Below are 24,731 nucleotides of genomic sequence, written 5' to 3'. Positions count from 1 at the left end.
TTGCCCTGCCATGCGCCGCGACCTTCCTTGACTGCGACAGCGGCAATCACGAGGGCGGCGATGGGGTCGGCCCAGGACCAGCCGAGCGTGGCGTTGAGGACCAGGCCTACCAGCAGGACTGCCGACAGGGGAGCAGCGAGACGAGGCGTCCGGCATCGGCGGCTCCCAGCGGCTGACCCGCGCGGTCGGCAAGGCCAAGGCCAAGGCCAAGGCCAAGGCCAAGGCCATGGAACTGTGCCTGACGGGCCGCACCATGGATGCCGACGAAGCCGAACGGGCCGGGCTCGTCTCCCGCATCGTCCCGGCCGAGGACCTGCTCGGCGAGGCACTCGCCGTCGCCGAGACCGTCGCCGGCATGTCCGCCCGGTCGCGATGATGGCGAAGGAGCCCGTGAACCGCCCCTTCGAGACCACGCTCACCGAAGGCGTACGCTTCGAACGCCGCCTGTTCCACTCCGTGTTCGCGACCGCCGACCAGAAGGAAGGCATGACCGCTTTCACGGACAAGCGGCCACCCGAGTTCACCCATCGCTGACCTGTGCGTTCGCCGCCGGCCCGCCGTCGTGAAGAGCGCCGGCGGGCCGGCCGCCCGCATCCCGATCTCCCGCCCAGAAGGCCGTCTCCATGACCACGGACCAGCGCCACCTCCTCGTCATCGGCATCGGTGCCGGTGACCCGGACCATCTGACGCTCGCGGCGGTGAAGGCCATGCGCCGGGCCGACGTCTTCTTCGTCCTCGGGAAAGGGCCGGAGAAGTCCTCGCTCACCGATCTGCGCCACCGCATGCTCGACGACCACGCCCGCGAGCCGTACCGCGTCGTCGAAGCGGACGACCCCTGGCGCGACCGCACCCGAGAGGGCCGCAGCGAGTACACCGCCGCGGTCCACGACTGGCGCAGTCGGCGCGCGGACGTGTACGAACGCCTCGTCCGGGACGAGCTGGCTCCGGGGGAGACCGGTGCGTTCCTGGTCTGGGGCGACCCGGCCCTCTACGACAGTACCCTCGGCATCCTGGCCGAGATCGAAGGCCGGGGCACCGTCGCTTTCGACGTCGAGGTGATCCCCGGCATCAGCAGCGTCTCCGCGCTCGCGGCACGGCACCGCATCACCCTCAACCAGGTCGGCCGCCCCGTCCACATCACCCCGGCCCGGGGGCTGCCGGAGGTGGGCCTGAACAACGACGGCGACATCGTGGTGATGCTCGACTCCCAGGAGTCGTTCACCGAGGTCGAGGGCGACGCCGTGTGGATCTACTGGGGCGCCTACATCGGCACTCCCGACGAACTCCTCGTCTCCGGACGGCTGTCGGAGGTCGCCGAACGCATCAGCCGCATCCGCTCCGAAGCGCGCGCCCGGCACGGCTGGATCATGGACACGTACCTGCTGCGCATCGTCGACGCGCCGGCGATCGCCGCGGGTCGGTCCGACGCGGCTCTCGCGGCACAGTCCTCGGGGGAGGAACCGTCAGTGCCCGATCCCGCGCCCGATCCCGCCCAGCAGCCTGGGGAGACGGAGGAAGAGGCGATCCCCGTCCTCCACGTCGCCGACGCTGCCACGGCGGTCTCCTGGTACGAGCGCCTCGGGTTCACCAAGCAATGGGAGCACCGGTTCGAGCCCGGATACCCGGCCTTCGTCGAGATCGCGCGCGACGGGGTGAAACTGTTCCTGTCGGAGCACACGGGCGACGCCCGCCCCGACACACTGCTCTACCTGCGTGTGCGCGATGTCGACGCCGTCGCGGATGAGTTCGGCGTGCCGGTGACCACCGCGCCATGGGCGCGTGAGGTGGAGCTCCGCGATCCCGACGGCAACCGCCTGCGGGTGGGCGCACCGGCGGAGTGACGCCCGCCGTGCCCGGGCTCCTCCTACGGCTGCGGAAGGTCGGGACACGAGTCGGCCGACTGCGTCATCGTCCATCCGGACCCGAGCACCTGGACACTCGTGTCTGCGGGGGAGCGTTGCGCATCGACGGGAGGTGTCGCGGGCGCACCGCTGCGTTGCGCGTCCGCGGGTAGCGCGGTGAACGGCCCGCTCGCGTGAGCCACCGTGCACGCCAACTGCAGCATGGCCGGACGGCTGAGGCGAGCGACGCCTTGGGGGAGCTTGATGGACACGAGGTTGCCGCTGTCGGCCATCACGTCCGGTGCGTCCGTCAGGCGGGGCAGCTCCGTGGTGGCCGTCGCGGCCTCCCCTGTCGTCGGTCCGCCGAACAGCTGGGCCACGACGGACCCGAGGTCCGAAGGATCACCGACAGTGCGGGGATAAGCCGTCAGGGCACCGTCGTCCAGGAAGTAGAGGGAGACGACGACCGGCACGGAGGGCGTCGGACTGGGGTGCCGCACGACGCTCGCAGGTTCGCCGGCCTCGATGACGTCGGACGGGGGGACTCCGCACGCCGTCAGCATCAGCGTCAGCGCGGCCGCGAGTCCGGCCGATAGCGCCGTCCCTCGCGCGCCCTTCACCGGGCACCCGCGGTGGAGTCGTGACCGGCGGCCGCGGGGGCGCGGTGCAGGGGGAGCTCGACCGTGAACATCGCTCCGCCCCCGGGAAGGTTGGCGGCGCTGATACGTCCCCCGTGCAGGTACACGTTCTCCGCCGTGATGGCCAGACCCAGTCCGCTGCTCTCGCTTCTGATCCGTGTGGTGCTCGCCTTGTAGAAGCGCTCGAAGATGTGGGGCAAGGCTTCCTCGGCGATGCCCGGTCCGCTGTCGGTCACCTCGATGACGGCCCACGCCACGTCCGGCCGCTCCTCTCTCACGCCCAGGGTCAGCCGCACCGGCGGCGCCCCGTGCCGCAGCGCGTTGCCCACCAGATTGGCCATCACCACGTCGAGCCGGCGCGGGTCCACGCGCGCCCGGAGCGCGCCCGGTGGGGGCAGGTGGGTCTCCACCTGGCCCTGCCATCCCCGACCGGCGAGGGTGTGCTGTACGAACTCGGCCAGGTCGATCTCGTCCAGGCTGAGTTCGGCCGCGCCGGCGTCGAATCGGGAGATCTCCATCAGATCGTTCACCAGCACGCTCAGCCGACTGGTTCCCTCACTGATGAGCCGCAACGCCTCGCCGGTATCCCGGTTCAGGTCCCGTGCGTTCGCGTCCAGCACGTCGGTGACCGCTGACATCGCCGCCAGCGGCGTCCGCAGTTCGTGCGAGACGTCCGCGACGAAGCGGCGCGCCTGGGCCTCCAGGCGGCGCAGCTCCGCGACCGAATCCTCCAGGGCCGCCGCCGTGTGGTTGAAGGACCGGGAGAGGTCGGCGAGCTCGTCGGAACCGTTGACGACCAGCCGGACGTCGAGGTGCCCCTCGGCCATCCGACGCGTCGCCCGGCGCAACGCCCGTACGGGACGGAGCACGCCCCTCGCGGCCAGCAGCGCCAGGACGACGGCGAGGCCCAGGGCCACCAGGGTGGCCTGCTTGATGGCGCCGACGATCGCTTCGACGTAGGCCTGTTCGGTGTTCTGCGGCACCACCAGGTACATCACCGTCCCCGAGAGCCTGGACTCCGTGCCTTCGCCGCTGGTGTACGTGACCGGCATTCCGACGACGAGATAGGGATGCCCGTCGGCGTTCACCCGCTGGAACACCGCGGCGCGATGGGTCTGCACGGACCGGCGCAGCTGCGGGCTGATCTTGTCGAAGTCGGCGCTCACCGCGTAGGCGCGGAGGTCGCCGTGCGTGGCCAGTACCCGCCGTCCTTCCGACGGGTTGGCCTGGAGCACCTGGGTGACCGCCTTCTGCAGGTGCACCTGGCTCGGCGCCGGGGGAAGCTGGGCGGCCACGGCGTTGACGCTCGTCCGGAACTGCCGGATGACGGAGTCCTGGCTCTGCTGCAGCACCCCCGTGCGCGCCTCCCGGAAGGCGACGGCTCCCGTGCTCAGGGCACTCGTCATGGCCACCAGCACGAAGGCCACCACCAGGCGCGAGCGCAGGCCCCGCAGCGGAAGCGGGACCTTCGCCAGGATCGCGCGGGAGAACCTCGCCGCCCTGGGGCCCTGCCCGGCTGCGACGGTCTCGCCCTCGCGTACGCGCCTGCCTGCCCGTACGGATGTCCGGCCGCTCACGCGGCACCGAAGCGGTATCCGAAGCCGCGTACGGTCTGGATGTACCGGGGATCCCCGCCCAGCTCGCCGAGCTTGCCGCGCAATCGCTTCACACAGGCGTCCACGAGCCGTATGTCGCCGTAGTAGCTGTGCTCCCAGACCGCTTCCAGCAGCTGCTGGCGGCTGAACACCTGGCCGGGCGAGGCCGACAGGGTCAGCAGCAGCCGAAGCTCGGAGGGCGCGAGCGCGACGGGTTCACCACCGTGCGTCACCACGAGCCCGGCCCGGTCGATCATCAGCAGGCCGTGCGACTCCGCCCTGGGCCGGACGGCGTCGGAGACCGACGAGTCCTGCCTGCGCAGTACGGCCCGTATTCGCGCGTCGAGCACCCGGGCCTGCACGGGCTTGACCACGTAGTCGTCCGCGCCGGCCTCCAGCCCCACGACCACGTCGATGTCGTCGCCCTTGGCGGTCACCATGATGATCGGCACCTGGTCGCGTTCCCTGATCCGCCGGCATACGTCGAGGCCGGACATGCCGGGCAGCATGAGGTCGAGAACGACGACGTCCGGATGGCAGGGGTGGAGCCGTTCCAGTCCCTCTTCACCCGTTCCGGCGGCGAAGACGTCATGCCCCTGATGTCGCAGCCCCAGTTCGACAGCCTTACGGACATCCGGGTCGTCTTCGACAATAAGGACTCGTGGCACGTCGACAGTGTAAGCAGCCGCGTCCGGTCGCCGACCTGCGAAGGAGCCCCTCTCGGGAGCTGTTGCAGAAGGGTCACACTGCGACCGAGATCCTTCTGGGCGGCGGCTCACCCGGGCTCCTCCACGAAAGCCCGAGAACAAAGTCGGACGGCCATGTCGAGAACCCGTGACTGGCTCCGTCCCCGCAGTGAAGGCGACCACAATGGGTCGCACCAGCGAGGAGGAACACCATGGCCAAGTACTTGCTGCTCAAGCACTACCGCGGCGCCCCGGCTTCGGTGAACGACGTGCCGATGGACAAGTGGACGCCGGAGGAGATCTCGGCCCACGTGCAGTACATGCGCGACTTCGCCACCCGGCTCGAAGGGACCGGCGAGTTCGTCGACGGCCAGGCGCTCGCCCCCGGCGGGACTTTCGTCCGGTACGACGGCGAGGGCCGCCCGCCGGTCACGGACGGCCCGTTCGCCGAGACCAAGGATCTCATCGCCGGGTGGATGGTGATCGACGTCGACAGTTACGAGCGCGCCCTCGAACTTGCCGGAGAGCTGTCGGCCGCCCCGGGAGCGGGCGGGGAGCCGATCCACGAGTGGCTGGAGCTGCGCCCGTTCCTGACCGAGCCGCCCACCACCTCGGACTGCACCTTCCATGGATGAGGCTCTGCTTCGGAGCCTTGCGCCCAGCGTGCTCGCCGTTCTCGTCCGCCGCGGAGCCGACTTCGCGGCGGCCGAGGACGCCGTGCAGGACGCACTGCTCCAGGCCGTCCGCGTCTGGCCGGCCGACCCTCCGCGGGATGCGAAGGGCTGGCTGGTCACCGTGGCCTGGCACCGGTTCCTCGACGCGACCCGGGCGGATGCCGCACGCCGCCGCCGTGAGGACCTCGTCGACGAGGAACCGGCACCGGGGCCCGCGCCCGCCGCGGACGACACGCTGCAGCTCTACTTCCTGTGCGCCCACCCGTCGCTGACCCCGGCGTTCGCGGTCGCGCTCACCCTGCGCGCCGTCGGCGGTCTCACCACCCGCCAGATCGCCGAGGCCTACCTGGTGCCGGAGGCGACGATGGCGCAGCGCATCAGCCGGGCCAAGCGCACCGTCTCCGGCGTGCGCTTCGACCGGCCCGGCGACGTCGCCACCGTGCTGCGCGTCCTCTACCTCGTGTTCAACGAGGGCTACTCCGGCGACGTCGACCTCTCCGCCGAGGCCATCCGGCTCACCCGGCAGCTCGCGGCCCGCGTCGACCACCCCGAGGTGGCCGGGCTGCTCGCCCTCATGCTGCTCCACCACGCCCGGCGTGCCGCCCGGACCGCGCCCGACGGCAGCCTGGTGCCGCTCGCCGAGCAGGACCGCGGCCGATGGGACACCGCGCTGATCGCCGAGGGCGTGTGGATCCTCCAGGCGGCCCTCGCCCGCGACCGGCTGGGCGAGTTCCAGGCCCAGGCCGCCATCGCGGCACTCCACGCCGACGCGCCCACCGCCGAGGAGACCGACTGGGTGCAGATCGTCGAGTGGTACGACGAGCTCACGCGCCTGACCGAGAGCCCGGTCGTCCGGCTCAACCGCGCGGTCGCCGTCGGGGAGGCCGACGGACCGCGGGCCGGACTGGCGGCGCTCGCGGCGCTGGACGCCTCTTCCCCGAGCTCTTCGAGCAGGGGATACCCCTTGCCCCGCCACACCGCGGTGGCGGCGTACCTCCACGAGCGCGACGGCGACCTGGCGACGGCGGCACGGCTGTACGCCGAGGCGGCCCACCAGGCACCCAACCTCGCCGAGCGCGACCACCTGACGCGCCAGGCCGCCCGGCTCAACGCCCGCCGGTGTCGCTGACGGTCGCGCCCGGATCTGCCCGCGGCGCGAGACGCGACCCCGTGGTCGGAGCGTGCGTACCGTCAGCGGCGGCTCCACCGTCGAGGTCGCCGGCCGCACGGCACAGGGTGGCGCCACCGACACCACCTCGACGCGCCCGTGGGAACACACACAGGCTCCCGCTTGTGTGAGGCGAGCGCCCGCCACGCCTCTCGCGGAAGCAGTTACACCGACTGCCGTAGCGATTTCACCCGATTGCCTTGGCTGAGCTGGCTCACCGCCACGGACGCGTGAAGCTGAACGCCGTAGGCCAACGGAAGGCGAGAACCCCATGAGTGCGGTCCATGGCATACGACGCCACACACGGCGTCTCCACGGCGCGGCGGCAGGAATCGCCGTCGCGGCCCTGTGCGCGGTCCCGGCGGCACCGGCTGCGGCGGACGGTGGCGCAGGCGGCGGCATGAAACCCACCATCGTGCTGGTACACGGTGCCTTCGCCGACGGGTCCAGCTGGAACGGCGTGCTCCAGCGCCTGCAACAGGCGGGGTACTCGGTCATCGCTCCAGCCAACCCGCTGCGCGGGCTGGCCAGTGACGCCGAGTACGTCCACAGCGTGCTGAAGAGCGTGCACGGACCGGTCGTGCTCGTCGGTCACTCCTACGGCGGCTCCGTGATCAGCGAAGCTGCCGTCGGGGACGCCCAGGTCAAGGCGCTGGTCTACGTCGCCGCCTTCGCCCCCGCGGTGGGGGAGAGTTCCCTGGGGCTGTCCAACAAGTACCCCGGGAGCACGCTCGGTCCCACCATCAAGAACGTGCCCTTCCCTCTTCCCGGCGGTGGCACCGGCACCGACCAGTACATCAAGGCCGACAAGTTCCACGACCAGTTCGCCGCCGACGTGCCCACGTCGGTCACCGACCTGATGGCCGCCACTCAGCGCCCCGTGGCCGCCTCGGCGCTGGAGGAGAAAGCCACCAAGGCCGCCTGGAAGACCATCCCTTCCTGGACCCTGATCACCACCGAGGACCGCAACATCCCGCCGGCGGCGCAACGCTTCATGGCCCGGCGCGCCCACGCGCACACCGTCGAGGTCAACGCCTCCCACGCCGTCTCGGTGTCCCAGCCGGGCGCGGTCACCCGCCTGATCGAGCGGGCCGCCCGGAGCGCCACGGCGACCGCCGCCGATCCGTCCGGCACGACGCTCGCGAACACCGGCTCGGGGCGGCAGACCAGGCAGGCCATCACCCTCGGCGGCATCGCCGCTGTGTCGGTGACCGTGGGTTCGGCCGTCGTCCTCCTCGGCCGCCGCCGATGGCGATCGGAAGCGCACAGCCGCTGAGGCCTGTCCCCGCCTGCTGCGCTGTGGCCGGGAAGGTTCGTTGTCGTACCTGGCTGCGAGGCTGTTTCCATGGACGAGGAACTTGCCGTGCGCCGGGTCTACGGTGCCGATCATGATGGGGAGCAGGGGCCTGTGGCCGGCCGCTCGTACGTGGAGCTCGTCGGCGGTCCCCTTGATGGCCTTCTGCTCGACATCACGGGCTGGAGCGCGGAGGACATCGCGGCGGGGGCCGCGCTGCCGACCGAACTCAGCCGGTTCACGCCCGGCGGGCGGGCGCTCTACGACCCGCGGCCGGGGGACGGGGCGATCTGGGACTGGAGCGTGGACATGCCGTGAATCCGCGTGCGTCAGCGGGTCGCTATCGAGGGCCGTGCAGCTCCTGCTGCCACAGGTTCTCGCAGAGCAGGTCCAGGCCCTGACGGACGTGGCGACGGTAGGTGCCGTACGGGAGGCCGAGGCGGCGGGCGGCGGCTTCCTGGGTGGGCGCACCGGAGAAGTAGCCCGCCGTCAGGGCTTCGCGGGCCCGTGCTCCGCGCGGGTCACCGGCGAGGTCGTCGACGGCCTGGCGCAGCAGGACGCGCAACTCCTCGACGGGATCGGGGAAGTCGGCGGCGAGGCGGGCGCGCATCAGGGCACAGGTGGCAAAGGCGCCCGCGTCGCGCCAGTGCGTCAGCGCTTCACGTACGGCCTGGTCGAACGCGGTACGAGAGATGGGCGACGGTCCGGACCGTAGGGGCTCGACGGTGGTCGATATGAAGCGGCGGAGCCAGGTCTCCACGGGTACCTTGCGCCAGTCGACGCTGAACAGTCCGTAGGTCCGTTCACCGACTCGCGGTCGCGCCCCGGTGTCGTCGAGGGTGCCCTTGACGCGCACGGACCAGGCATCGGCGTCCCGCCAGACGGCGAAGCCGTACGCGCGGCCGCGCGCACGGGCGGACTCCGCCTGGGCACGGGAACTGCTCAGGTCGATGACGCGCGAGGGGACCTGGTACCGCTCGGGGTAGATCGAGAAGCGGCTGATGCCGATGTGCTCGCCCGGGCTCACCGGCGCGGTGGCCTCGGTGTGCTCCCAGGCGGCAGCCACGACGGGATCGGTGGCCAGGTCCTGGGGATCGGGAGGGGCCGGCAGAGCGAGTCGGGCCGTGAACGCCACGATCCGGCCCGTGCTCACGAGACGGTAGACGCTGAAGGCCTGCGGCTGGCGCTGCGCCCAGTAGCGAACCAGTTCCGCGGAGGCGGACCCCTCGGTCTCCTCTGCCATCCGCAGCACCACATCGAGGTCGTGCGGGTGCAGCGGACGGTCGTGCACCTCGTCCTCGCGGGACCAGGTACGCAGACGCGCCAGGGTCTCCACCTCTCGGAAGAGGTAGAAGAGCTCATCGGTGACGGTCCACACCCGCTCCTCGGGCGCCTCGCGCAGCAGGCGCAGGTACTCCTCCGCCAATCGACGGCGCATCGACACAAAGGCGTTGGGCGCTCGCCAGCGCAGGTCGGCGGCCAGGGTTCCGCGTGCCGCGTCGTGCGGGTGGAGCCCCCGGTGCGTGGACTCCATGAACGGCAGGTCCCTGAGCCAGGAGAAGAGGAGGTGGGTGTCCTCCTCGGGCAGCACCGCGGTGAGCAGTTCCTCGGACGTCGAGTGCGCCTGCGCCGCCACCTCCAGGGCACGGCGGTGGGCCACCGTGGGCACCTCACCGATCAACCCCGCCAACAGGGTTCGCAGGACGTCGGCCGACGGGGCCCAGATCTCCTCGCTGCCGGGGCCCGTTGACCCTGCCGCCGCCGCGAGGGACAGCGCCAGCGGGTTGCCTGCGGCGAAGCGGAGCACCCGCTCCCGTAGTTCGGGCCGGATCTGCGCCGCGGCCAGCAGGCTCCGGGCCTCTTTCTCGGAGAACGGCTCCAGTTCGGTCACGTGCAGGAGCCCGTCCCAGGCGGGGTCGGCGGTCCACTGCGGCTGCGGAGCGAGCCGGCCGGCAAGGACGACCAGGGTGTCGTCCGCGGCGCGAGGCAGGAAGTGCTGCCACAGCCAGCTCTCCAGCCACTGGCAGTGCTCGAAGGAGTCCACGACCAGGACCGTGCCGGGAACGTCCAGGAAAGGGCCGGCCGCCTGCTCGAAATCGGCCGGGTCCCGGCTGACGAAGCGGCCGTCGAGTTCGATGAGCAGCCGGCCCGCCGCACGAGCATCGTCCGCCAGGCGCCGCAGCAGCGTCGACTTGCCGAGACCGCCCGGCCCGAACACATAGAACGCGAACGGCGCCTGTGGGTCGCCGGCCAAAGCCTCCCCGAAGCGCACGAGTTCCTCGTCCCGGCCGATGAAGGCCCGTCCTCGGGCACTGCTCAGTCTCTCTCCCACGGACACCATGGCGGCTCCCATCCCCCTTGTCCCAGCACAGGACAGTCGTGCCCGTAGACGACCACCGGGGCTTCCCGCGGCGACAGGCACCTCTACGAGGCACGTGCGGTCCCGCCGCGTTCACGCCCTCCGCTCGACCGCCGAGGCCGTGCCACGCGCTCGATCGAAGATGTCGTATCCGGCCACTTAGGAGGCCGATTCTGCCCCCTTTGGTCCGTTGGGGATCCTAACAAGGGCGTCGGGAGGGTCCGTTGGTGGTGAAGCCCGGAAACCAGCACCCCTCACCCAAGGCGGCCCGTGTCGGTCGATCAGCCCTGGGTGCCGGCCGTCGGGCCGCGGTAGGACACCTGCCCCTGTGTACGCCGCTCAGCCGGGCAACAGGTCGCCGAGGGCGTCCAGCACCAGCATCCACATGGGCTGCGCCCCGGTGCCGAAAGCCACCGCGAGGGCATATCCGACCGCGGCCTCCACCGGCTGCACCTCCGCGCCTTCTTTCCACTCGGCCAGGACGATGCCGTCCCCGTCCGACGCGAAGTCCCCGATGTGCTGCCCGTCCCGGAGCAGCCGGCTCCCCGGGATCGAGTCCGGCACCAGGCGATAAGTGGTGTCGTCCTGAATGACGTCCACCCGGAAGGACTTGCGGGTCAGCCGACCCTTGGCCGGGCGGAGCAGGGTGGCACGGCCGGCGATCTCCAGGGAGAGCAGTGAGCCGTCCCGGGTGCCGACCGGGGTGTGGTCGTCCGCCTCGGTGCCGCCGGCCCGGCGGATGACGATCGACGGGATTCCCTCGCCGTCGACGGTCACGACCCCTTCCCGGGTGTCCAGTGAGACATGGACGTCTCCGAACAGAGCGTCATTGGTGGACGAGGTGATGGGGCCGGCCCCCTGGTCGTGCTCCATGGTCTTTCCTTTGTTCACGCGGTTTCCGAGGGTGGGGCGGGCGGTACGGCAGGCGGAGGCACCGCACTGGCCGCCACCGTGACCGTGACCGCCGACCAGGTTCTCCGGCACGGAGTCCGACACGGCGGCCGGCACATCGAGCTGCCGAGGGCTGAGTACGTCGAGGAAGAGGCGCCGCACGTACTTCAGGTGCAGTGGCATGGCCTTCGCGATGGCCTCACGTCCCGCGTCGGTGAGGGCGATGTGGCTGCCGCGGGCGTCCTCTTCGTGCTCAGAATGGCGTCGTCCGCCACCGACGGGCCGAAGTCACGGAGCAATTGGCGATTCAGGCGGCGGCGGACGCCCTCCTGCATCGTGAGGAAGCCGTGCCAGGCACGTCGCTCCCGCTCGCTCAACTCCTCGGACTCGCCCACCTCGCCACGCTACCGCGCGGGTGGCACGTCCACCGAGCCGGATGAGTCGCCGAGACCAGTCCGGCCGCGATGTCGCGGACCGCCCTGCAGACCTCCCGGCAGCTCGGGGCCGAGGGGTCGCGCCTCGGCGATGGAGGGGTAATGAGAGAATATCAATGATTGAATCGGCCAGATGATCGTGACTTTGATAGCATGTAGGCATGACCGTGAACGAAGCCGTGGCCGATGCGGCCGAGAGTGACCCGCTGGATCAGCTCGGCTTCCTGCTGGCGCGGAACGGCGCCATCGCGAACAGCCGCGTTCACCACGCCTTCGAGTCGTGTGGGCTTGCGGTGCGCCAGGGCACGACGCTGATGCTGCTGGGCAAGGCGGGGTCCATGGGGCAGCAGGCCCTCGCTGCGACGCTTGAAGTGGACCCCAGCATCATGGTCGCGATCCTGAACGACCTCGAGTCCGCACGACTCGTGGAGCGCCGCCGCGACCCCGCCGACCGTCGCCGCCACATCGTGGCGATCACGAAGGAGGGACGCGACCTGCTGACCAAGGCCCAGGACGCGGTGACCGAGGTCGAGCACGGCCTCTTCGCCGATCTCTCGCCCGAAGAGCTGACGGCGCTCCGCGGTCTGCTGGCCAAGGTTCGTACCACTCCGGGGGACCCGGTATGCACCGAGCAGTGACGGCCGGGCGGTTGGTGAACGACCGCAGCGTCCTGGCAGGCAATGGCGGCGATCTGCCGTGATTCCGGGTACGGACGGTACGAGGGGCGGCATCCGCTCCCGGCGCTTCCCAAGCGCGGGGGACACCGCCCCTGCGGACACGGGGATGCCGTGTCCCGCGGCCGTCACCCCGTCCCTTGGGTGCGGCCTGCCTGCGCCTCCATGCCCCTGCATGGCGCAGGTCCTGCGGCCCTCTGCGGGCCCCGGGCAGTGCCGGCCCCGGCCGGTCCGCCCGCCGCGAGTACTTGCCGGCGGCTCCGCTCAAGCCCCTGGACGTTCCTGCGGCGCCTACCGGAGCGGCACTGCAAGATTTAAGGTACAGGATGATTTATGGGCATCAAGGATTTTGGTGCTGTGACCATCGTCTCGCTGCTGCTACTCGGAGCAGGCGGCGTCGCCGGGGCTCGTCCGGATCCGGGCCAGTAGGCCGCGCAGGGTGGCGATCTCCTCCGGGGAGAGGTCTCCGAACAGTTCCCGCTCCACGTCGGCCACGGCTTCGTGGGCCTTCGTGAGGGTGCGACGTCCCTCCTCGGTGAGGGTCACGATGTGCCGGCGGCGGTCGGACGGGTCTCGCCGGCGTTCCAGGAGTCGGGCGGATTCCAGTTCGTTCAGGATCCCGACCATCACGCTGGGGTCGACTTCGAGTGCCGCCGCGAGGGCCTGCTGGCTCATGAATCCGGACTTGCCCAGCAGGATCAGGGTCGCGCCCTCCCGGGGAGCCAGTCCGCAGGTCTCGAACGCGTGGCGGACTCGGCTGTCCGTGATGGCGCCATGTCGGGCCAGGAGGAATCCCAGCCGGTCCAAGGGGTCGCGCTGCCCGTCGTTCACCGCGTTCGCTTCTGCATTCACGCACAGATGTTATCAAGGCGATAATCATCGCGCTATGAAAATAGTTGAGTTGGGCTGATTGTCCCGCGTCGGCATGGGGTGGCGGCATCGCCGGACTTGTAAGGGGGGCGAGAGGGACGGGAGTTGGACTGGCGCCGGGGAACTCCGGGGCTACGGATCATCGGGTGCCGGTGCGGGTGACCTCAGGGCGGCATGGGATCCGGACGACGTGTTCCACCGCAACTTCGCCGTTTTGCCCTTGTTCTGACCGCAGGCTGCAGCGGTCGTCCGGCAGAGCCGCTCCGATGTCGACGACGGCCGGCGTGGAGGACACTGGGATGCGTGCGATGCCCCCTGGGCGAGTGAGGGTTGATCACCATGCGCGCATGCCATGTCACCGGCCGGAGCGGCCCGCCCGGCGAGCCCGGGGCGGGGCACGCGGCCCATGTCGTGGTCGACCGGCAGGGCACGTTGATCGGCTGGAGCCCCGAGGCCGAGGCTCTCCTCGGTCACCAGGGCCAAGCGGTGCTGGGGCGTTCGGCGGCCGACCTGCTGGCCGTGACGGCCCTCGCCAAGGACTCGCCGGCCGCCGCGGGCACCGAGGCCGAGGTCGTGCTGCGGCGCCGCGACGGCACCCTGCTGAGGTGCCGGCTGACCGTCCGCCCCGAGCGGCCGGGTGAGGCGGACACGAGCTGGGACGTGGTGATCACGGCCGCCGAGCCCGCGGGACCGGACGGACCGGACGAGCTTGAGCGGGCCCTTCTCGAGACGCTGTTCACGCTCTCTCCCATGGGCCTGTACGTCCTCGACCCGCAGCTGCGGCTCATCCGGTTCAACGCAGCGGCCGAAGGCATGCAGGGCACCTCGGTCGAGGAGGCCTCGGGCAGACGCCCCACCGAGGTGTGGCCGGGCTTCGCCGCGGAGACGGTGGAGCGGGTGATGGAGGAGGTGCTCGCCACCGGGCAGCCGGCCATCGGCGTGGAGAAGCACATGCGACCGCCCGGCGATCCCCTGCACGAGCACGTCTACTCGACCGCCATCTTCCGTCTGGAGGACGGCGAGGGCCGGATCCTGGGCATAGCGGACGCCACCGTCGACGTCACCGCTCGCTATCTGGCCCAGGAGCGGCTGACCGTACTGGCCGAGGCCAGCGACCGGATCGGGTCGACACTCGACGCGCTGGACACCGCCCGGAGTCTGGCGGAGGTCTCGGTGCCGGTACCGGCCGACGGCATCGCGGTCGACGTCCTGCAGGCGGTGCTCGCGGGCGAGGACGTCGACCGCGGCCCCGTACGGCCCGGCGCCCAGCTGCGACGGGCCGCCTCCCGGATCCGGAGCGACGAGGCTCCGGGCACCGGCAGCGACACCGCCGGCGGCGGCGCCCCGGTGTCCACTGTCGAGGCGCTCGCCGACCTCACACCGCGCCTGGTCGACCCGCTGGGCCCCGAAGGGCAGCGGGCGTTGCTGGGCTTGTGGATCCCCCAGGGAGAAGAGGTCCATTCGCTGATCGTCGCGCCACTGGTCGCCCAGGACCGTTGCCTCGGACTGGCCACGTTCTGCCGCTGGGGGGAGCGCAGGCCGTTCGGGCCCGACGATCTGACCCTGGCCACGGGGCTCGCCCGACGCACGGCCGCCTGCCTGGACAACGCCCGTCGCCATCTGCGCGAGCACAACTCCCTGGTGACGCTGCAGCATGTTCTGCGTCCGGGCGGACTTCCCTCGCACGAGGCGATGGACGTGGCGCACACGTACGTGCACGCCGGGTCCGGCGGCGACTGGGTCGACGCCCTGCCGCTCTCCGGCGCTCGCGTGGCCCTCGCGGCAGGCCGCGTGCCGGGCCGCGGCATCCAGCCCGCGGCCGCCGCGGGACGCCTCCGCGCCGCTGTGCACACGCTGTCGGACCTGGACCTGGAACCGGATGAACTGCTCGCCCGGCTCGACGACGTGGTGCGCAGGTCCATGCTGAACAACCGCGGGACCAACGGCCGGCCACGGACGGCACCAGACGACGCGACGTCCGCCCAGGGGCCGGAGTGCGGTGCCACCTGCCTCTACCTGATCTACGACCCCGTGTCCCGGCGCTGCTCGGTCTCCAGCGCCGGTCATCCCTGGCCCGTGGTCGTGCACCCGGACGGCACGGTGAGGACACTTGACCGGCCGGCCGGCGAGGGACTGTGCTGCCCCGGCGCACCGTTCGGCAGAGTGGACTTCGAACTGCCCGAGAACTCGACGCTCGTGCTCTACACGCCAGGGCTCCTCCAACAGGACCAGGACCAGAAGCACCAGGAACAGGAAGGGAAGCGGGGCCTGGATCAGGGGCCGGGCGGTCCGGTCCAGCAGCGACTGGCCACTCTGCTCGCCCGGCCTTCCGGCTCCGTGCAGGCGTTGTGCAGAGCGGTGACCGAGACACTCGTCCCGGCCCGGCCTCATGACGACGCCGCCGTGCTGGTCGCCCGCACCCACGCGCTCGGCCCGAACCACGTGGCGTCGTGGGACCTGCCGAGCGATCCGGCCGTCGTCTCCGAGGCCCGGAAACTCGTCACCGGGCAGCTCGCGTCGTGGGACATGAGCGACACGGCGTTCGCCACGGAACTCATCGTCAGTGAACTCGTCACCAACGCCATCCGGCACGGCAAGCCGCCCGTGACGCTCCGCCTCGTCCGCAACGACGTCCTGACCTGCGAGGTGTCCGACGGCAGCAGCACGTCTCCGCGGCTGCGGCACGCCCGCACCACCGACGAGGGTGGTCGCGGGCTGCTCCTCGTCGCACGGTGCTCCGAACGGTGGGGGACCCGCTACACGGACGACGGCAAGATCGTCTGGGTGGAGCCGATCGCGTCGTGACAGCGACGAACGCACCGGCCGCGGCCGGTGCGTTCGGATTCCGAGCGCGTCGTCCGCCGTTCAGCTGCTCGCGGCGCTCTCCTGCAGGTCGGACATCAGCATGCGGCGGTGCCTGCCGTGGCCGTGGAGGTGGAGGGAGGCCAGGAGGGGTTCGTCGGCACGCCGACCGCGGTGGCGGCCGGTTCCGCCGGTCTTCGTCGTGGACTGCAGATGGTTGATGGCCATGAAGAGCGTGGTGGTGAACATGCTGTACTCCGGGATGTGCATCGGGCGTGCTTCGGTGTCGCGTGGAGGCAGTGCCTCGACGTGACATCCGCGCGGTCGTCGGCCGTGTCGGACGAGGTCCGGTTCAGCGCTTGGGCGTGTGGTGGTTCTCGCTGTCGAGGACCTGGTCGGCGTGCCAGTCGACGTCACCGTGGTGGTGGCCGGTCGGCACGAAGACGATCCACTCGCCGCCGATCCAGCGGAAGTAGCGGTGCCCGTCGAACCAATAGTGGTGGCGGTCGTTGCCGTGCCAGTACCAGAAGCCGGCCTGGTCGCGGTCCCAGCGCTCGGGGTCCCAGCGCCAACGACCCTCCTGGTCGTGGCGCCCGCCGTGCCGGTCGGCGACAACGGTGCTGACGTCCCGCTGCTCCTGTGCGGTGGCGCGGGGGGCCGCCGACGCGGAGCCGGTGGTGCCCACGACGGTGGTGCCGGCCAGAGCCACCGAGATCGTGGTGATGGCTATGCGTCGCATCAGCTTGTTCATGTCTCTGTCTCCTTCTGACGCCCGCCTTTGGGCTTCGGTACGACGGATCTGCTGGTGAGGTCCGTCCGCAAGGCGCGTGTGCTCGTAAGCAGCGAGGAGTCGTGTCGTTCGCGGTGCTGGTTCACCGTTCGCGGGCTCCGGGCTCCGGGCTTCGCAGTAAGGCAAAGCTAGCAGATGATTGAAGTACGTCAACGATTGGATTCATGTGATGGTCGCCTCATTGGTTGGATTGGAGCTCATGGACAATGAGGCGTGATGAGCTGTTGGTTCCGATCTTCTTTTAAAGATTCAATGGCTTCTCGTGCGGGTGATCGCTTGGGCGCCAGGGGGGCGTGCCGGTGAACGAGACCCGTGGCGGCGGTGAGGAATCATCTGTCACGCAGAGCGTATGGAAACTCGACGGTGAACTATCGTGTTCGTCGTGACGGCACAGCGTGCGAACGGTGCACCGGAGCCGGTCAGCGCCCGGCTGGAGGACGACTTCGGAATCGCCATCGGAATGGTCTTCCGTGCCTATGCGAAGGCGGCCGAAGCGGCCGTCGGCGACATCCCCAGCGGACCCCGCGGCTACTTCGTCCTCTCGGCCGCCGTACAGGGAGGGGCCGGCAGTCAGCGGGCCCTCGCCGAACGCCTCGGCGTCGACCGGACGGTCATGACCTACCTGCTGGACGACCTGGAGAGGGAGGGCCTGGTGGAGCGCAGGCCCGATCCGGCGGATCGCAGGAACCGGCACGTCCTCGCCACCGAGCAGGGAGTCGAGCGCTGGCGGCGGCTGCACGAGCGGGTGAGCCTTGCCGAGCGGCAGCTGCTCGAGGTCCTGTCCGAGGACGCGCGCGAGACGTTCCGCGCGACGTTGTGCAAGCTCGCCGGCCACGTGAACGCCCCCGATCAGGCCGGCGGCGCCGGGGACGCGGGGGCCGGCCTGGGCGGTCCCGGTGAATCCGGGCGGGTGCGCCGTCGCGGGCGAGGGCGCTCGGCGACCTGACTGCGCGTCCCACGGCGAGCTGCGCGGCAAAGGGCGTCCGGTCCGCCTGAACCCGGTCTTCATGATCCGGTAAGTCGGTGTTCTCGCCCGCACCACATCCAACTCCCAGCCTGGTATGCGGTTAACCTTCCCTCGTATCAGCACGCCGGAGGCCACCCGCCATCCCGGTCGAACCGAACTCACACACTGAGGGCGCGTTGCGTGAGAACGAGATGTCCATATTCGGCGTCTCCGCGGCAGAGGAAGAGCTCTACCGGCACTTCCTGCGCAATCCCGACACCGCGATCGATGAGCTCCGCAAGCTCGGCGACGACGCGGGGCGCGATGCCGACCACTGCCTGGAGAGGCTGCGCCACCTCGGGCTGATCCACCCCACCGGGGCCGGGGGCCGTATCACCCCCGCCGACCCCGAGGTCGCCGTGGCCAGGCTCACCGACGCCCGGCTCCACGCGCTCCTTCAGGAGGTGCAGCGGGTCACCCAGTCCCGGCACATCGTCCAGAGCCTTCGCTCCGAGCAGGGCGCCTGGATGGCGCCGCAGGGCATCGAACAGCTCCACGGCCTGGAGGAGATACGCAACCGGATCGAGGACCTCGCCTTCTTCGCCCGCGACGAGATCCTCTCCGTCGAGCCCTACACCAGGCTCTCGGCCGAGAACATAGAACGATCACGGCCTCTGGACCTGAGATGCCTGCGAAGAGGCATACGGATACGCAACGTGGTGCTCCGCGCGGCGCTCGACCACGCGCCCACGGCGGACTATCTGCGCGAACTCGCCGCCGAGGGAGCGGTCATCAAGGTGGCCGAGAACATCTCGGAGCGCATCCTCGTCTACGACGGCCGCACCGCTCTCGTGCCGCTCGACCCGCAGAACACGTCCCGCGGCGCGCTCCTCGCCCGCAGCACCGGCCTCGTCTCGAACATCATCGCCCTGTTCGAGAAGATCTGGAGCCAGGCCGACGAACTCCCCACCGTGGCGGGCGCCGAGACCCGTCCCGACGCCGGGGAGCAGGGACTGACCGGCACCGAACGTCGGGTGCTGCTGTCGATGTGCTCGGTCGGCAAGGACGAGACCGGCGCGCGCGACCTCGGAGTCTCCGTACGCACCTACCGGCGCCATGTCGCCGACATCATGCAGAAACTCGGCGCGGCCAACAGGGCCCACGCGGCGCTGCTCGCCCGCGAACGAGGCTGGGTCTGAGCCGCGAAACCCTGGACCCTGAGCCGCAGGGCCGGTCGAGACCCTGGGCCGGTCGAGCCGTTGAGCCCGTCGCGCCGGCCTGGTCAGGCCTGGTCGCGGGACCAGCCGCGCAGCGCCGAGTCCGCCAGGACCCGGCTGACGGCGCTGCTCACCGCCGTACGGTTGGTCGCCGGGTCCAGCCCGATCCGCAGACGGATGCGGTCGGGAGCGACCTCGGGAATGCAGGACCAGTGGCCGGGAAGCAGTCCGAGCAGCCGGATCACCGTCGTCTCTCCCGCCGGGGCGGACCGGTCGTCGCGGACCGCGACGACGTCCACGTACTCCGCCGGGCCGGTCGTCATCATGTCGTTCGTTCCCTTCGCGTCACTCGGGGCGTGCGTGCAGTACGCGCAGTGCGGCAGCGGCCATGGCGGTGATGCCGGCCGGGAGGGCGTTTCTGACGTCGGGCGCGAACTCGGGCGAGTGGTTGGCCGGCAGGGGCGCGGTCCCCTCCCTCGCCGCGCGCCACTGCCGGGCACCGGTGGCCCCCAGAATCCAGTACGCGATCGGCACGCCGTCCACGCCGAAGTGCCCGAAGTCCTCCGTGGCGGTCGACCCGGGCCAGCCCGTCACACGGTGCGCGCCGAAGGCCTCTTCGTGGGCCCGGCGGACGAGTTGTGCGGTCGCCGCGTGCTGCACCAGCGGCGTCGACCGCGAGATGACGGTGAACTCCGGCGCCCTGGGGCAGCCGGACGCGGCGCACTCGGCCCGTACGACACGTTCCACCGCCGCCACGACCCGGCCGAGCGCGGCGTCCGTGAACGCCCGTACGGACAGCGACATGCGCGCCTCGTCGGGGATGACGTTGGCCCGGTCGCCGGCATGGAGGGAGCCGACGGTCAGGACGACCTGCTCGGCCGGCGCGGTCTCCCTCGACACCACGGTCTGCAGCCGCAGCACCGCCGCCGCGGCGATCACCACCGGGTCGACGGCCGACTGCGGAGCACCGGCGTGACCTCCGGTGCCGTGGATCACCACGTCCAGCGTGACACTGCCGGCCATCAGCGGCCCGTGCCCGTGGGCCACCGTGCCTGCCGGGAGCGGAGCGCAGTGCTGGGCGAGCACCGCGTCCGGTGTGCCGAAGCGCTCGTACAGACCGTCCGCGAGCATCGCGGCGGCGCCGGTGAGGTCCTCCTCCGCGGGCTGGCCGACCACCAGGACGGTGCCGCTCCAGGTGTCACGGACCCCGGCGAGCAGCGCGAGGGCGCCGGCGGCCGCCGCCGTGTGGAGGTCGTGTCCGCAGGCGTGCATGGCCCCGGGCGTTCGGCTCGCGTAGGCGAGACCGGTGCGCTCGTGCACGGGAAGCGCGTCGAGTTCGGTGCGCACCATGACCGTCGGGCCGAATCCGTTGGACAGGACGCCCACCACACCGTGGCCGCCGACCTCCCCCGTCACGGTGCAGCCGTCACGCCGCAGCCGCTCGGCGAGCGCGGCCGCGGTGCGCACCTCGGAGCCGGACAGCTCGGGATGGGCGTGCAGGTCGAGATAGAACTCCAGCGCGGAACGCAGCACGCCGGGCGGTACGTCGGTCGCCGTCATCGGAGTTCGGGCCTCTTCCTGTGACTGCGGTGGGGCACGGTCGGTGTCTCCTGCCAGCGTGCGGGGCCGGTGCGGCAGACCTTCGGCGCTTCACTGACAGCAGGTGTCAGTGAGGTGACAGCGGAAGCCGCGGTGATGTGAGAGGGCGTACGGCTGCAATGGGTCCGAGGGAGCTTCGCCGGAAACGGCCGGCGGGTCCCGGAACCCGAAGGAGAAGCCCATGGCCCCGAAGCCCGAACTCGCCACCCTGGCCGACGAGATCCTGGAGCTGGAGTCGGAGACCTTCGAGATCTCGGACTACTCCGACGCCGCCGAGGTCGTCCTGGCCGGTTCGACGTCGTGTTCCTCGACGTCCACCTGCTCCAGCACCACCAGCACCACCTCCTGCAGCGCCTGATCCACCAGGAAGTCCGGGCCGCCCGGACCGCATCCCCTTGTGCGTCCCCGTCGCACAGGGGGATGTTCCGCATGCGGCGCCGGCCGTGCCGGCGCCGCGCCGGTTCACGGGAACGGATGCGGTACGGCCTTGACCGCCGACCCGGGCAGGACATCGGCGCGCCGGCCGGCGTCGCGCAGCGCGGTGCGCAGCCGCGGCATGCGCAGGGCCCGCTGCCGCGCCCAGCCGAAGTCCAGCGGCAGGATGCCGGGCACGGTCATGCCGACCGTGTGCAGCCCCATGCCCCGCTGCTCCGGCGTCGTCTGGTCGACGGCGACGACGTCGTACCCGGCGGCCACCAGCCGGTCGCGCAGGAAACGCAGGTCGTCCAGCAGGTCGTCGGTCCTCGGCCGTACCTCCGCCCAGTCGCCGAACACCTCGTCGAGCGGCAGGACGCCGGTCGGATCGAGGAACTCGCTCGCGTGCTCGACCATTTCGGGAAGCCCGAAGAGCTGGGCATGGTCCTTGAGGTGCCGCACCTTCGTGTAGTCGCGCGCCATCGCCCGCAGTTCGGTATGACGCTCCGCGACCTGGTAGGGAAGATGCGGGAGGTACGTGAGGACCTCGGACAGCGCCGACTCGACGGTCTCGCGCGGATCGAAGCCGGCCGCGGCGCTGAAGGACAGCGTGCCCGGCCCGCCGTCACGGCGGGCCGCGAGCGCGGTGACCACCGGTACGGCCAGGTCCATGCGGGTGTCGTAGGCATGGACGTCGTAGCCGTGCAGCGCGGCCCGGTCGATCATGGCGCGCACCGCCGTGCCGCAGCTGTCCAGATCGATCTCGGTCAGCCGCGCCCGGCCGTACCAGGCCAGCAGGAACGCGTCCCGCTCGACCAGTTCGAGCAGGGCGAAGAGGACCGCTTCCGACGGACTGCCCCCGGTCGCACATCCGTTGGAGCACTCGAAGACGAAGTTGTCCGCCCGCACCCCGGCGCTGTAGTGCGCGATCCGCGCCGGGACCAGCAGCGGGCGGTCGTCGCGCAGCGAGTGGCCCCACACCCACGGGATCTCCCGGCCCGGGTCGAAGGGGCTGACCAGCGGGTCGCTCGCATAGGTCTCGGGGGAGTAGAAGCCGCACCCGGCCGGGTCGAGAACGGGCACGCCGTCCGCCACGAGGGCGTCGTAGGAGGCGGTGACCGGACTCGTGCCGCGGCGGCGGTGCGTGCCGGCGTAGCGCTCCAGGCCCTCCAGATGGGCCAGGGTACGGCTGGTGGCGTAGCTGTTGGCCTGGCCGCTGAACGTGACGTCGTTGAGGCCCGCGTAGCCGCGCACGAAGGCGGTGCCGGCGACGGGCGCGGTGGTGGTGGACGCCGGGTTGGTCCAGGTGCCGGCGCCCAGTGCCCCGCACACCGGGTTGGCCAGCGCCGCCTGCGGCAGGTCGTACGAGCCGATGGGCCGCAACCGGTAGCTGCCGGGGGCCGGCTTGGGCGAGGGGACGAGCCGCAGACGCGCCGCGTCGGCGCTCTCCGGGACCGGTCGGACGCACGAGGGACACAGCGGCTCGGGCAGCAGCGGGAAGGTCGCGGTGGCCAGGGTGACGAGGTCGACGCGGGTGACCTGCGGCAGCGCCCGGTCGGCCGCGCCGTCGGCCGGCGGGGTGGGCCGACCGGTGAACACGGCCCGGTGGACGGCCCAGACGGCGTCGACGGCGTACGGCGTGAGCAGCGGCCACCGGTCGGCGCCGTGCGGTTCTCCGCCGAGCTCCAGCGCCTCACGCTCCGAGCGGCTGCGCAGCCGCTGCCACCGCATGGCCAGGCACTGACCGCACGCCCCGCCGCCGCCCCGGGGCCCGCCGTCCCGGGGTCCGTCGTCGCCTGCGGGCCGGTCGCCGCCCCACGGCCCGATGAGCACCGCGCGGGAGGTGAGATGGACATCGGCCGTCGGCCGCACGGCGGCGTACGGGTCCGGGTGACCGAAGCCGAGGACGTCGGCCGCGCCCAGCGGGACGACCCGCGGCACGGGCACGGCGTCGTCGGCGAACGCCGCATGCCGTGCGGCGAGTTCGGCCTGGAGCCGGGTGCGGGCGCGTTCGAAGGGAGCGTCGGGGCGGCCGGCCGGCAGGGCCACGGCGGTCGTCATGACTTGTCGCTCCAGCGGAACGTCTTCATCGCGATCGCCCCGAGGACGAGGGCGAAGCCGGCGAGTACGGCGCAGGCGACGGCGATGTCGCCGGTCGGGCCGCCGGTGAGGGCGGCCGAGATGCCGTCGTTGAGGTAGCGCAGCGGCAGGGCCCGGGACAGGGCCTGCATCCAGCCCGGCATCATGTCCAGCGGGAAGAACGAGCCCGACAGGAACGCCATCGGGATCATCAGGCAGTTCGCGACGGCCGCGACGGCCTCCGGCGTCCTCGTGAAGGAGCCGACGATCACGCCCATCATGAGGAAGGCCGTGATGCCGAGCACGAGGACCGGCAGCGCCCACGGCCAGCTGCCGGCCACGCTGAGCCCGAAGAAGGGCAGCATCGCGACGGCGACGAACAGCGCGCTCTGCACGGCGCCGATGACGAGCGCGAGGACGTAGCGGGAGGCGACGACCGCCGAGACGGGCGTCGGTGTCATCCGGATCAGGCGCAGGATGTCGTCGCGCCGCCACTGCATGAGGACGAAGGCGACGCCGAAGACCGCGGCGTTGCCGACGCCCCAGGACAGCACTCCGGGAGCGATGTAGGAGATGTAGGGCCTGCCGCTCTCCTCGACGTTCTGGCCGTGGAAGATCAGGCCGAAGACGACGAGGAAGAGCAGGGGGAAGGCGAAGGTGAAGAAGAGGGTGGTCCTGTCGCGCGTGTAGGCCCGGTATCCGGCCTGGGTCAGCGCGGCGTAGGCGCTCATGGTCGCAAGTCTCCGTGATGTCGAGGACGATGGCGGGGCGAGGGCGAGGCGATGGCGGAGCGAGGCGAGGGCTCAGGAGCTACGGCTGTGCCTGCGGTTGGGCGGCGCCGGTGAGGGCGAGGTAGACGTCCTCGAGGTTCGCGGTGCGGGTCTGCACGCCCTGCAGCCCCGCGACGGGTTCCAGGGCGGCGAGTACGTGGCCGGCGTCGAGGGTCTCCAGGACGATCGTGTCGCCGTCCCGCGTGGCGCGGTCGACGCCCTGGAGGGCGCGGGCCGCCTCCAGGGTGAGCCGCTCGGCCGGCACCACCAGGCGGGTGGTGGGACTGCCCTGGGCGATCAGCCGGCTGGGGCTGTCCAGGGCGGCGATCCGTCCGTCGACGAGGATGGCGACCCGGTCGCACAGCGCCTCGGCCTCGTCGAGGTGGTGGGTGGTGTAGATGATGGTGCGGCCTTTGCCCTTGAGGTCGCGCAGGACCTGCCACAAGGCCCTGCGCGCCTGCGGGTCCAGCGCGGCGGTCGGCTCGTCCAGGAAGATCAGCTCCGGCTCGTGGACGAGTGCGGAGGCGATGGCGAGGCGCTGACGCTGGCCTCCCGAGAGGTCGTCCACCCGGACCTCGCCCTGCTCGGTCAGGCCCACCATGGCCAGGGCGCGTTCGGCGGCGGCGCGGTCCGTGCGGTACAGGGCGGCCATGGTGCGCAGGTGCTCGGCGGCGGTGAGCCGTACGAAGAAGGCGGACGACTGGGTCTGGACGCCTATCAGCGGCAGCAGCCCGGGATTGCGGGGCCAGGGGTGGTGGCCGAGGACGCTGACCGTGCCGGCGTCGGGCCGCCGCTGGCCCTCCATGATCTCCACGAGGGTGGTCTTGCCCGCGCCGTTGGGGCCGAGGAGGCCGAAGAACTCCCCGCGCTCCACGGTCAGGGACACACCGTCGACGGCCCGGGTGCTGCCGTAGTGCTTGTGTACGTCGTCGAGGGCGACGGCCGGGCCGTCCGTGGGGCCGGAGGCGGGGGACATGGAACTCTCCTTCG

General features: G+C 71.3%; 23 protein-coding genes and 2 pseudogenes. 12 read left to right on the top strand and 13 right to left on the bottom strand.

Features of this window, described 5'->3' with window-relative positions:
* Window positions 1–151: 151 nt before the first annotated feature.
* The 3 genes and pseudogenes from OG766_RS03110 to OG766_RS03100 form a co-directional block, all read left to right on the top strand.
* A pseudogene (locus tag OG766_RS03110) lies at window positions 152–534 on the top strand (enoyl-CoA hydratase-related protein); the annotation flags it as partial.
* A gap of 89 nt (window positions 535–623) precedes the next feature.
* A pseudogene (gene cobF, locus OG766_RS03105) lies at window positions 624–1,403 on the top strand (precorrin-6A synthase (deacetylating)); the annotation flags it as partial.
* A 63-nt stretch (window positions 1,404–1,466) separates the two neighbouring features.
* Window positions 1,467–1,841, top strand: coding sequence for a glyoxalase superfamily protein (locus OG766_RS03100; protein ID WP_266378323.1), 375 nt, complete (start codon window positions 1,467–1,469; stop codon window positions 1,839–1,841).
* A 23-nt stretch (window positions 1,842–1,864) separates the two neighbouring features.
* Here the strand turns inward: OG766_RS03100 and OG766_RS03095 are convergent, their stop codons facing one another.
* From OG766_RS03095 to OG766_RS03085, 3 genes are read right to left on the bottom strand one after another with little or no spacing between them, the layout of a single operon-like run.
* A complete protein-coding gene (locus OG766_RS03095; protein ID WP_266376587.1) occupies window positions 1,865–2,461 on the bottom strand; it encodes a hypothetical protein in 597 nt (198 codons plus the stop codon).
* A complete protein-coding gene (locus tag OG766_RS03090; RefSeq protein ID WP_266376590.1) occupies window positions 2,458–4,056 on the bottom strand; it encodes a sensor histidine kinase in 1,599 nt (532 codons plus the stop codon). Before OG766_RS03090 ends, OG766_RS03095 begins: the two co-directional genes overlap by 4 nt.
* On the bottom strand, window positions 4,053–4,742 hold the full coding sequence (locus OG766_RS03085; protein WP_266376593.1) for a response regulator transcription factor: 690 nt from the start codon (window positions 4,740–4,742) through the stop codon (window positions 4,053–4,055). The genes OG766_RS03090 and OG766_RS03085 overlap by 4 nt, the downstream gene beginning before the upstream one ends.
* Before the next feature lie 230 nt (window positions 4,743–4,972).
* On the opposite strand from OG766_RS03085, the gene OG766_RS03080 reads away from it, so the two are divergent.
* The 4 genes from OG766_RS03080 to OG766_RS03065 all read left to right on the top strand — a co-directional run bounded on the left by OG766_RS03080 (window position 4,973) and on the right by OG766_RS03065 (window position 8,214).
* Complete coding sequence (locus tag OG766_RS03080; RefSeq protein ID WP_266376596.1) at window positions 4,973–5,395, top strand: YciI family protein; 423 nt, start codon at window positions 4,973–4,975, stop codon at window positions 5,393–5,395.
* Window positions 5,388–6,563 carry an RNA polymerase sigma factor gene (locus tag OG766_RS03075; protein WP_328724500.1) on the top strand — a complete coding sequence of 392 codons (1,176 nt, stop codon included), beginning with the start codon at window positions 5,388–5,390 and terminating at the stop codon, window positions 6,561–6,563. The genes OG766_RS03080 and OG766_RS03075 overlap by 8 nt, the downstream gene beginning before the upstream one ends.
* A gap of 439 nt (window positions 6,564–7,002) precedes the next feature.
* Complete coding sequence (locus tag OG766_RS03070) at window positions 7,003–7,878, top strand: alpha/beta fold hydrolase (protein ID WP_443045439.1); 876 nt, start codon at window positions 7,003–7,005, stop codon at window positions 7,876–7,878.
* Between the two features lie 69 nt (window positions 7,879–7,947).
* Window positions 7,948–8,214, top strand: coding sequence for a hypothetical protein (locus tag OG766_RS03065; RefSeq protein ID WP_266376602.1), 267 nt, complete (start codon window positions 7,948–7,950; stop codon window positions 8,212–8,214).
* Between the two features lie 22 nt (window positions 8,215–8,236).
* On the opposite strand, the gene OG766_RS03060 is transcribed toward OG766_RS03065, so the two are convergent.
* A complete protein-coding gene (locus OG766_RS03060; protein WP_328724499.1) occupies window positions 8,237–10,228 on the bottom strand; it encodes an ATP-binding protein in 1,992 nt (663 codons plus the stop codon).
* A gap of 366 nt (window positions 10,229–10,594) precedes the next feature.
* The gene (locus OG766_RS03055) at window positions 10,595–11,329 is read right to left on the bottom strand and encodes a hypothetical protein (protein WP_328724498.1); all 735 of its coding nucleotides are present in this window, start codon (window positions 11,327–11,329) and stop codon (window positions 10,595–10,597) included.
* Window positions 11,330–11,741: 412 nt separating this feature from the next.
* Between OG766_RS03055 and OG766_RS03050 the strand changes: the two genes are divergently transcribed.
* Window positions 11,742–12,218, top strand: a complete 477-nt coding sequence (locus OG766_RS03050; protein ID WP_266376614.1) for a MarR family winged helix-turn-helix transcriptional regulator — start codon at window positions 11,742–11,744, stop codon at window positions 12,216–12,218.
* A 414-nt stretch (window positions 12,219–12,632) separates the two neighbouring features.
* On the opposite strand, the gene OG766_RS03045 is transcribed toward OG766_RS03050, so the two are convergent.
* Entirely contained in the window at window positions 12,633–13,106 is a 474-nt protein-coding gene (locus OG766_RS03045; protein ID WP_266376617.1) for a MarR family winged helix-turn-helix transcriptional regulator, read from the bottom strand.
* Between the two features lie 357 nt (window positions 13,107–13,463).
* Here OG766_RS03045 and OG766_RS03040 point away from each other — a divergent pair, with 357 nt between their 5' ends.
* A complete protein-coding gene (locus OG766_RS03040) occupies window positions 13,464–15,929 on the top strand; it encodes a SpoIIE family protein phosphatase (RefSeq protein ID WP_328724497.1) in 2,466 nt (821 codons plus the stop codon).
* Window positions 15,930–15,989: 60 nt separating this feature from the next.
* Here the strand turns inward: OG766_RS03040 and OG766_RS03035 are convergent, their stop codons facing one another.
* Together OG766_RS03035 and OG766_RS03030 are read right to left on the bottom strand one after the other, a co-directional pair.
* The gene (locus OG766_RS03035) at window positions 15,990–16,175 is read right to left on the bottom strand and encodes a hypothetical protein (protein ID WP_328724496.1); all 186 of its coding nucleotides are present in this window, start codon (window positions 16,173–16,175) and stop codon (window positions 15,990–15,992) included.
* A 103-nt stretch (window positions 16,176–16,278) separates the two neighbouring features.
* Window positions 16,279–16,677 (bottom strand): hypothetical protein, encoded by a 399-nt coding sequence (locus tag OG766_RS03030; protein ID WP_266376626.1) that lies wholly within the window; start codon window positions 16,675–16,677, stop codon window positions 16,279–16,281.
* A gap of 421 nt (window positions 16,678–17,098) precedes the next feature.
* Here OG766_RS03030 and OG766_RS03025 point away from each other — a divergent pair, with 421 nt between their 5' ends.
* Entirely contained in the window at window positions 17,099–17,662 is a 564-nt protein-coding gene (locus tag OG766_RS03025) for a MarR family winged helix-turn-helix transcriptional regulator (RefSeq protein ID WP_266376629.1), read from the top strand.
* A gap of 212 nt (window positions 17,663–17,874) precedes the next feature.
* A complete protein-coding gene (locus OG766_RS03020; RefSeq protein ID WP_266376632.1) occupies window positions 17,875–18,861 on the top strand; it encodes a helix-turn-helix transcriptional regulator in 987 nt (328 codons plus the stop codon).
* Between the two features lie 83 nt (window positions 18,862–18,944).
* Here OG766_RS03020 and OG766_RS03015 read toward each other — a convergent pair whose 3' ends face one another.
* Window positions 18,945–19,202: a hypothetical protein gene (locus tag OG766_RS03015; protein ID WP_266378327.1), complete on the bottom strand. Its 258-nt coding sequence runs from the start codon at window positions 19,200–19,202 to the stop codon at window positions 18,945–18,947.
* 22 nt (window positions 19,203–19,224) lie between these two features.
* The gene (locus tag OG766_RS03010; RefSeq protein ID WP_328724495.1) at window positions 19,225–20,439 is read right to left on the bottom strand and encodes an amidohydrolase; all 1,215 of its coding nucleotides are present in this window, start codon (window positions 20,437–20,439) and stop codon (window positions 19,225–19,227) included.
* Window positions 20,440–20,659: 220 nt separating this feature from the next.
* Here OG766_RS03010 and OG766_RS03005 point away from each other — a divergent pair, with 220 nt between their 5' ends.
* The gene (locus tag OG766_RS03005; protein WP_266376638.1) at window positions 20,660–20,836 is read left to right on the top strand and encodes a thiazolylpeptide-type bacteriocin; all 177 of its coding nucleotides are present in this window, start codon (window positions 20,660–20,662) and stop codon (window positions 20,834–20,836) included.
* A gap of 104 nt (window positions 20,837–20,940) precedes the next feature.
* Here the strand turns inward: OG766_RS03005 and OG766_RS03000 are convergent, their stop codons facing one another.
* The 3 genes from OG766_RS03000 to OG766_RS02990 all read right to left on the bottom strand — a co-directional run bounded on the left by OG766_RS03000 (window position 20,941) and on the right by OG766_RS02990 (window position 24,717).
* Window positions 20,941–22,953, bottom strand: coding sequence for a TOMM precursor leader peptide-binding protein (locus OG766_RS03000; protein WP_328724494.1), 2,013 nt, complete (start codon window positions 22,951–22,953; stop codon window positions 20,941–20,943).
* Window positions 22,950–23,702 carry an ABC transporter permease gene (locus OG766_RS02995; RefSeq protein WP_266376644.1) on the bottom strand — a complete coding sequence of 251 codons (753 nt, stop codon included), beginning with the start codon at window positions 23,700–23,702 and terminating at the stop codon, window positions 22,950–22,952. Before OG766_RS02995 ends, OG766_RS03000 begins: the two co-directional genes overlap by 4 nt.
* Window positions 23,703–23,781: 79 nt before the next feature.
* Window positions 23,782–24,717 (bottom strand): ABC transporter ATP-binding protein, encoded by a 936-nt coding sequence (locus OG766_RS02990; protein ID WP_266376647.1) that lies wholly within the window; start codon window positions 24,715–24,717, stop codon window positions 23,782–23,784.
* Window positions 24,718–24,731: the final 14 nt, after the last annotated feature.

The sequence above is a fragment of the Streptomyces sp. NBC_00259 genome (assembly GCF_036181745.1).
In the GTDB taxonomy this organism is placed as follows: Bacteria; Actinomycetota; Actinomycetes; order Streptomycetales; family Streptomycetaceae; genus Streptomyces; species Streptomyces pratisoli.
This window is presented reverse-complemented; position numbering and strand designations above follow the sequence as displayed.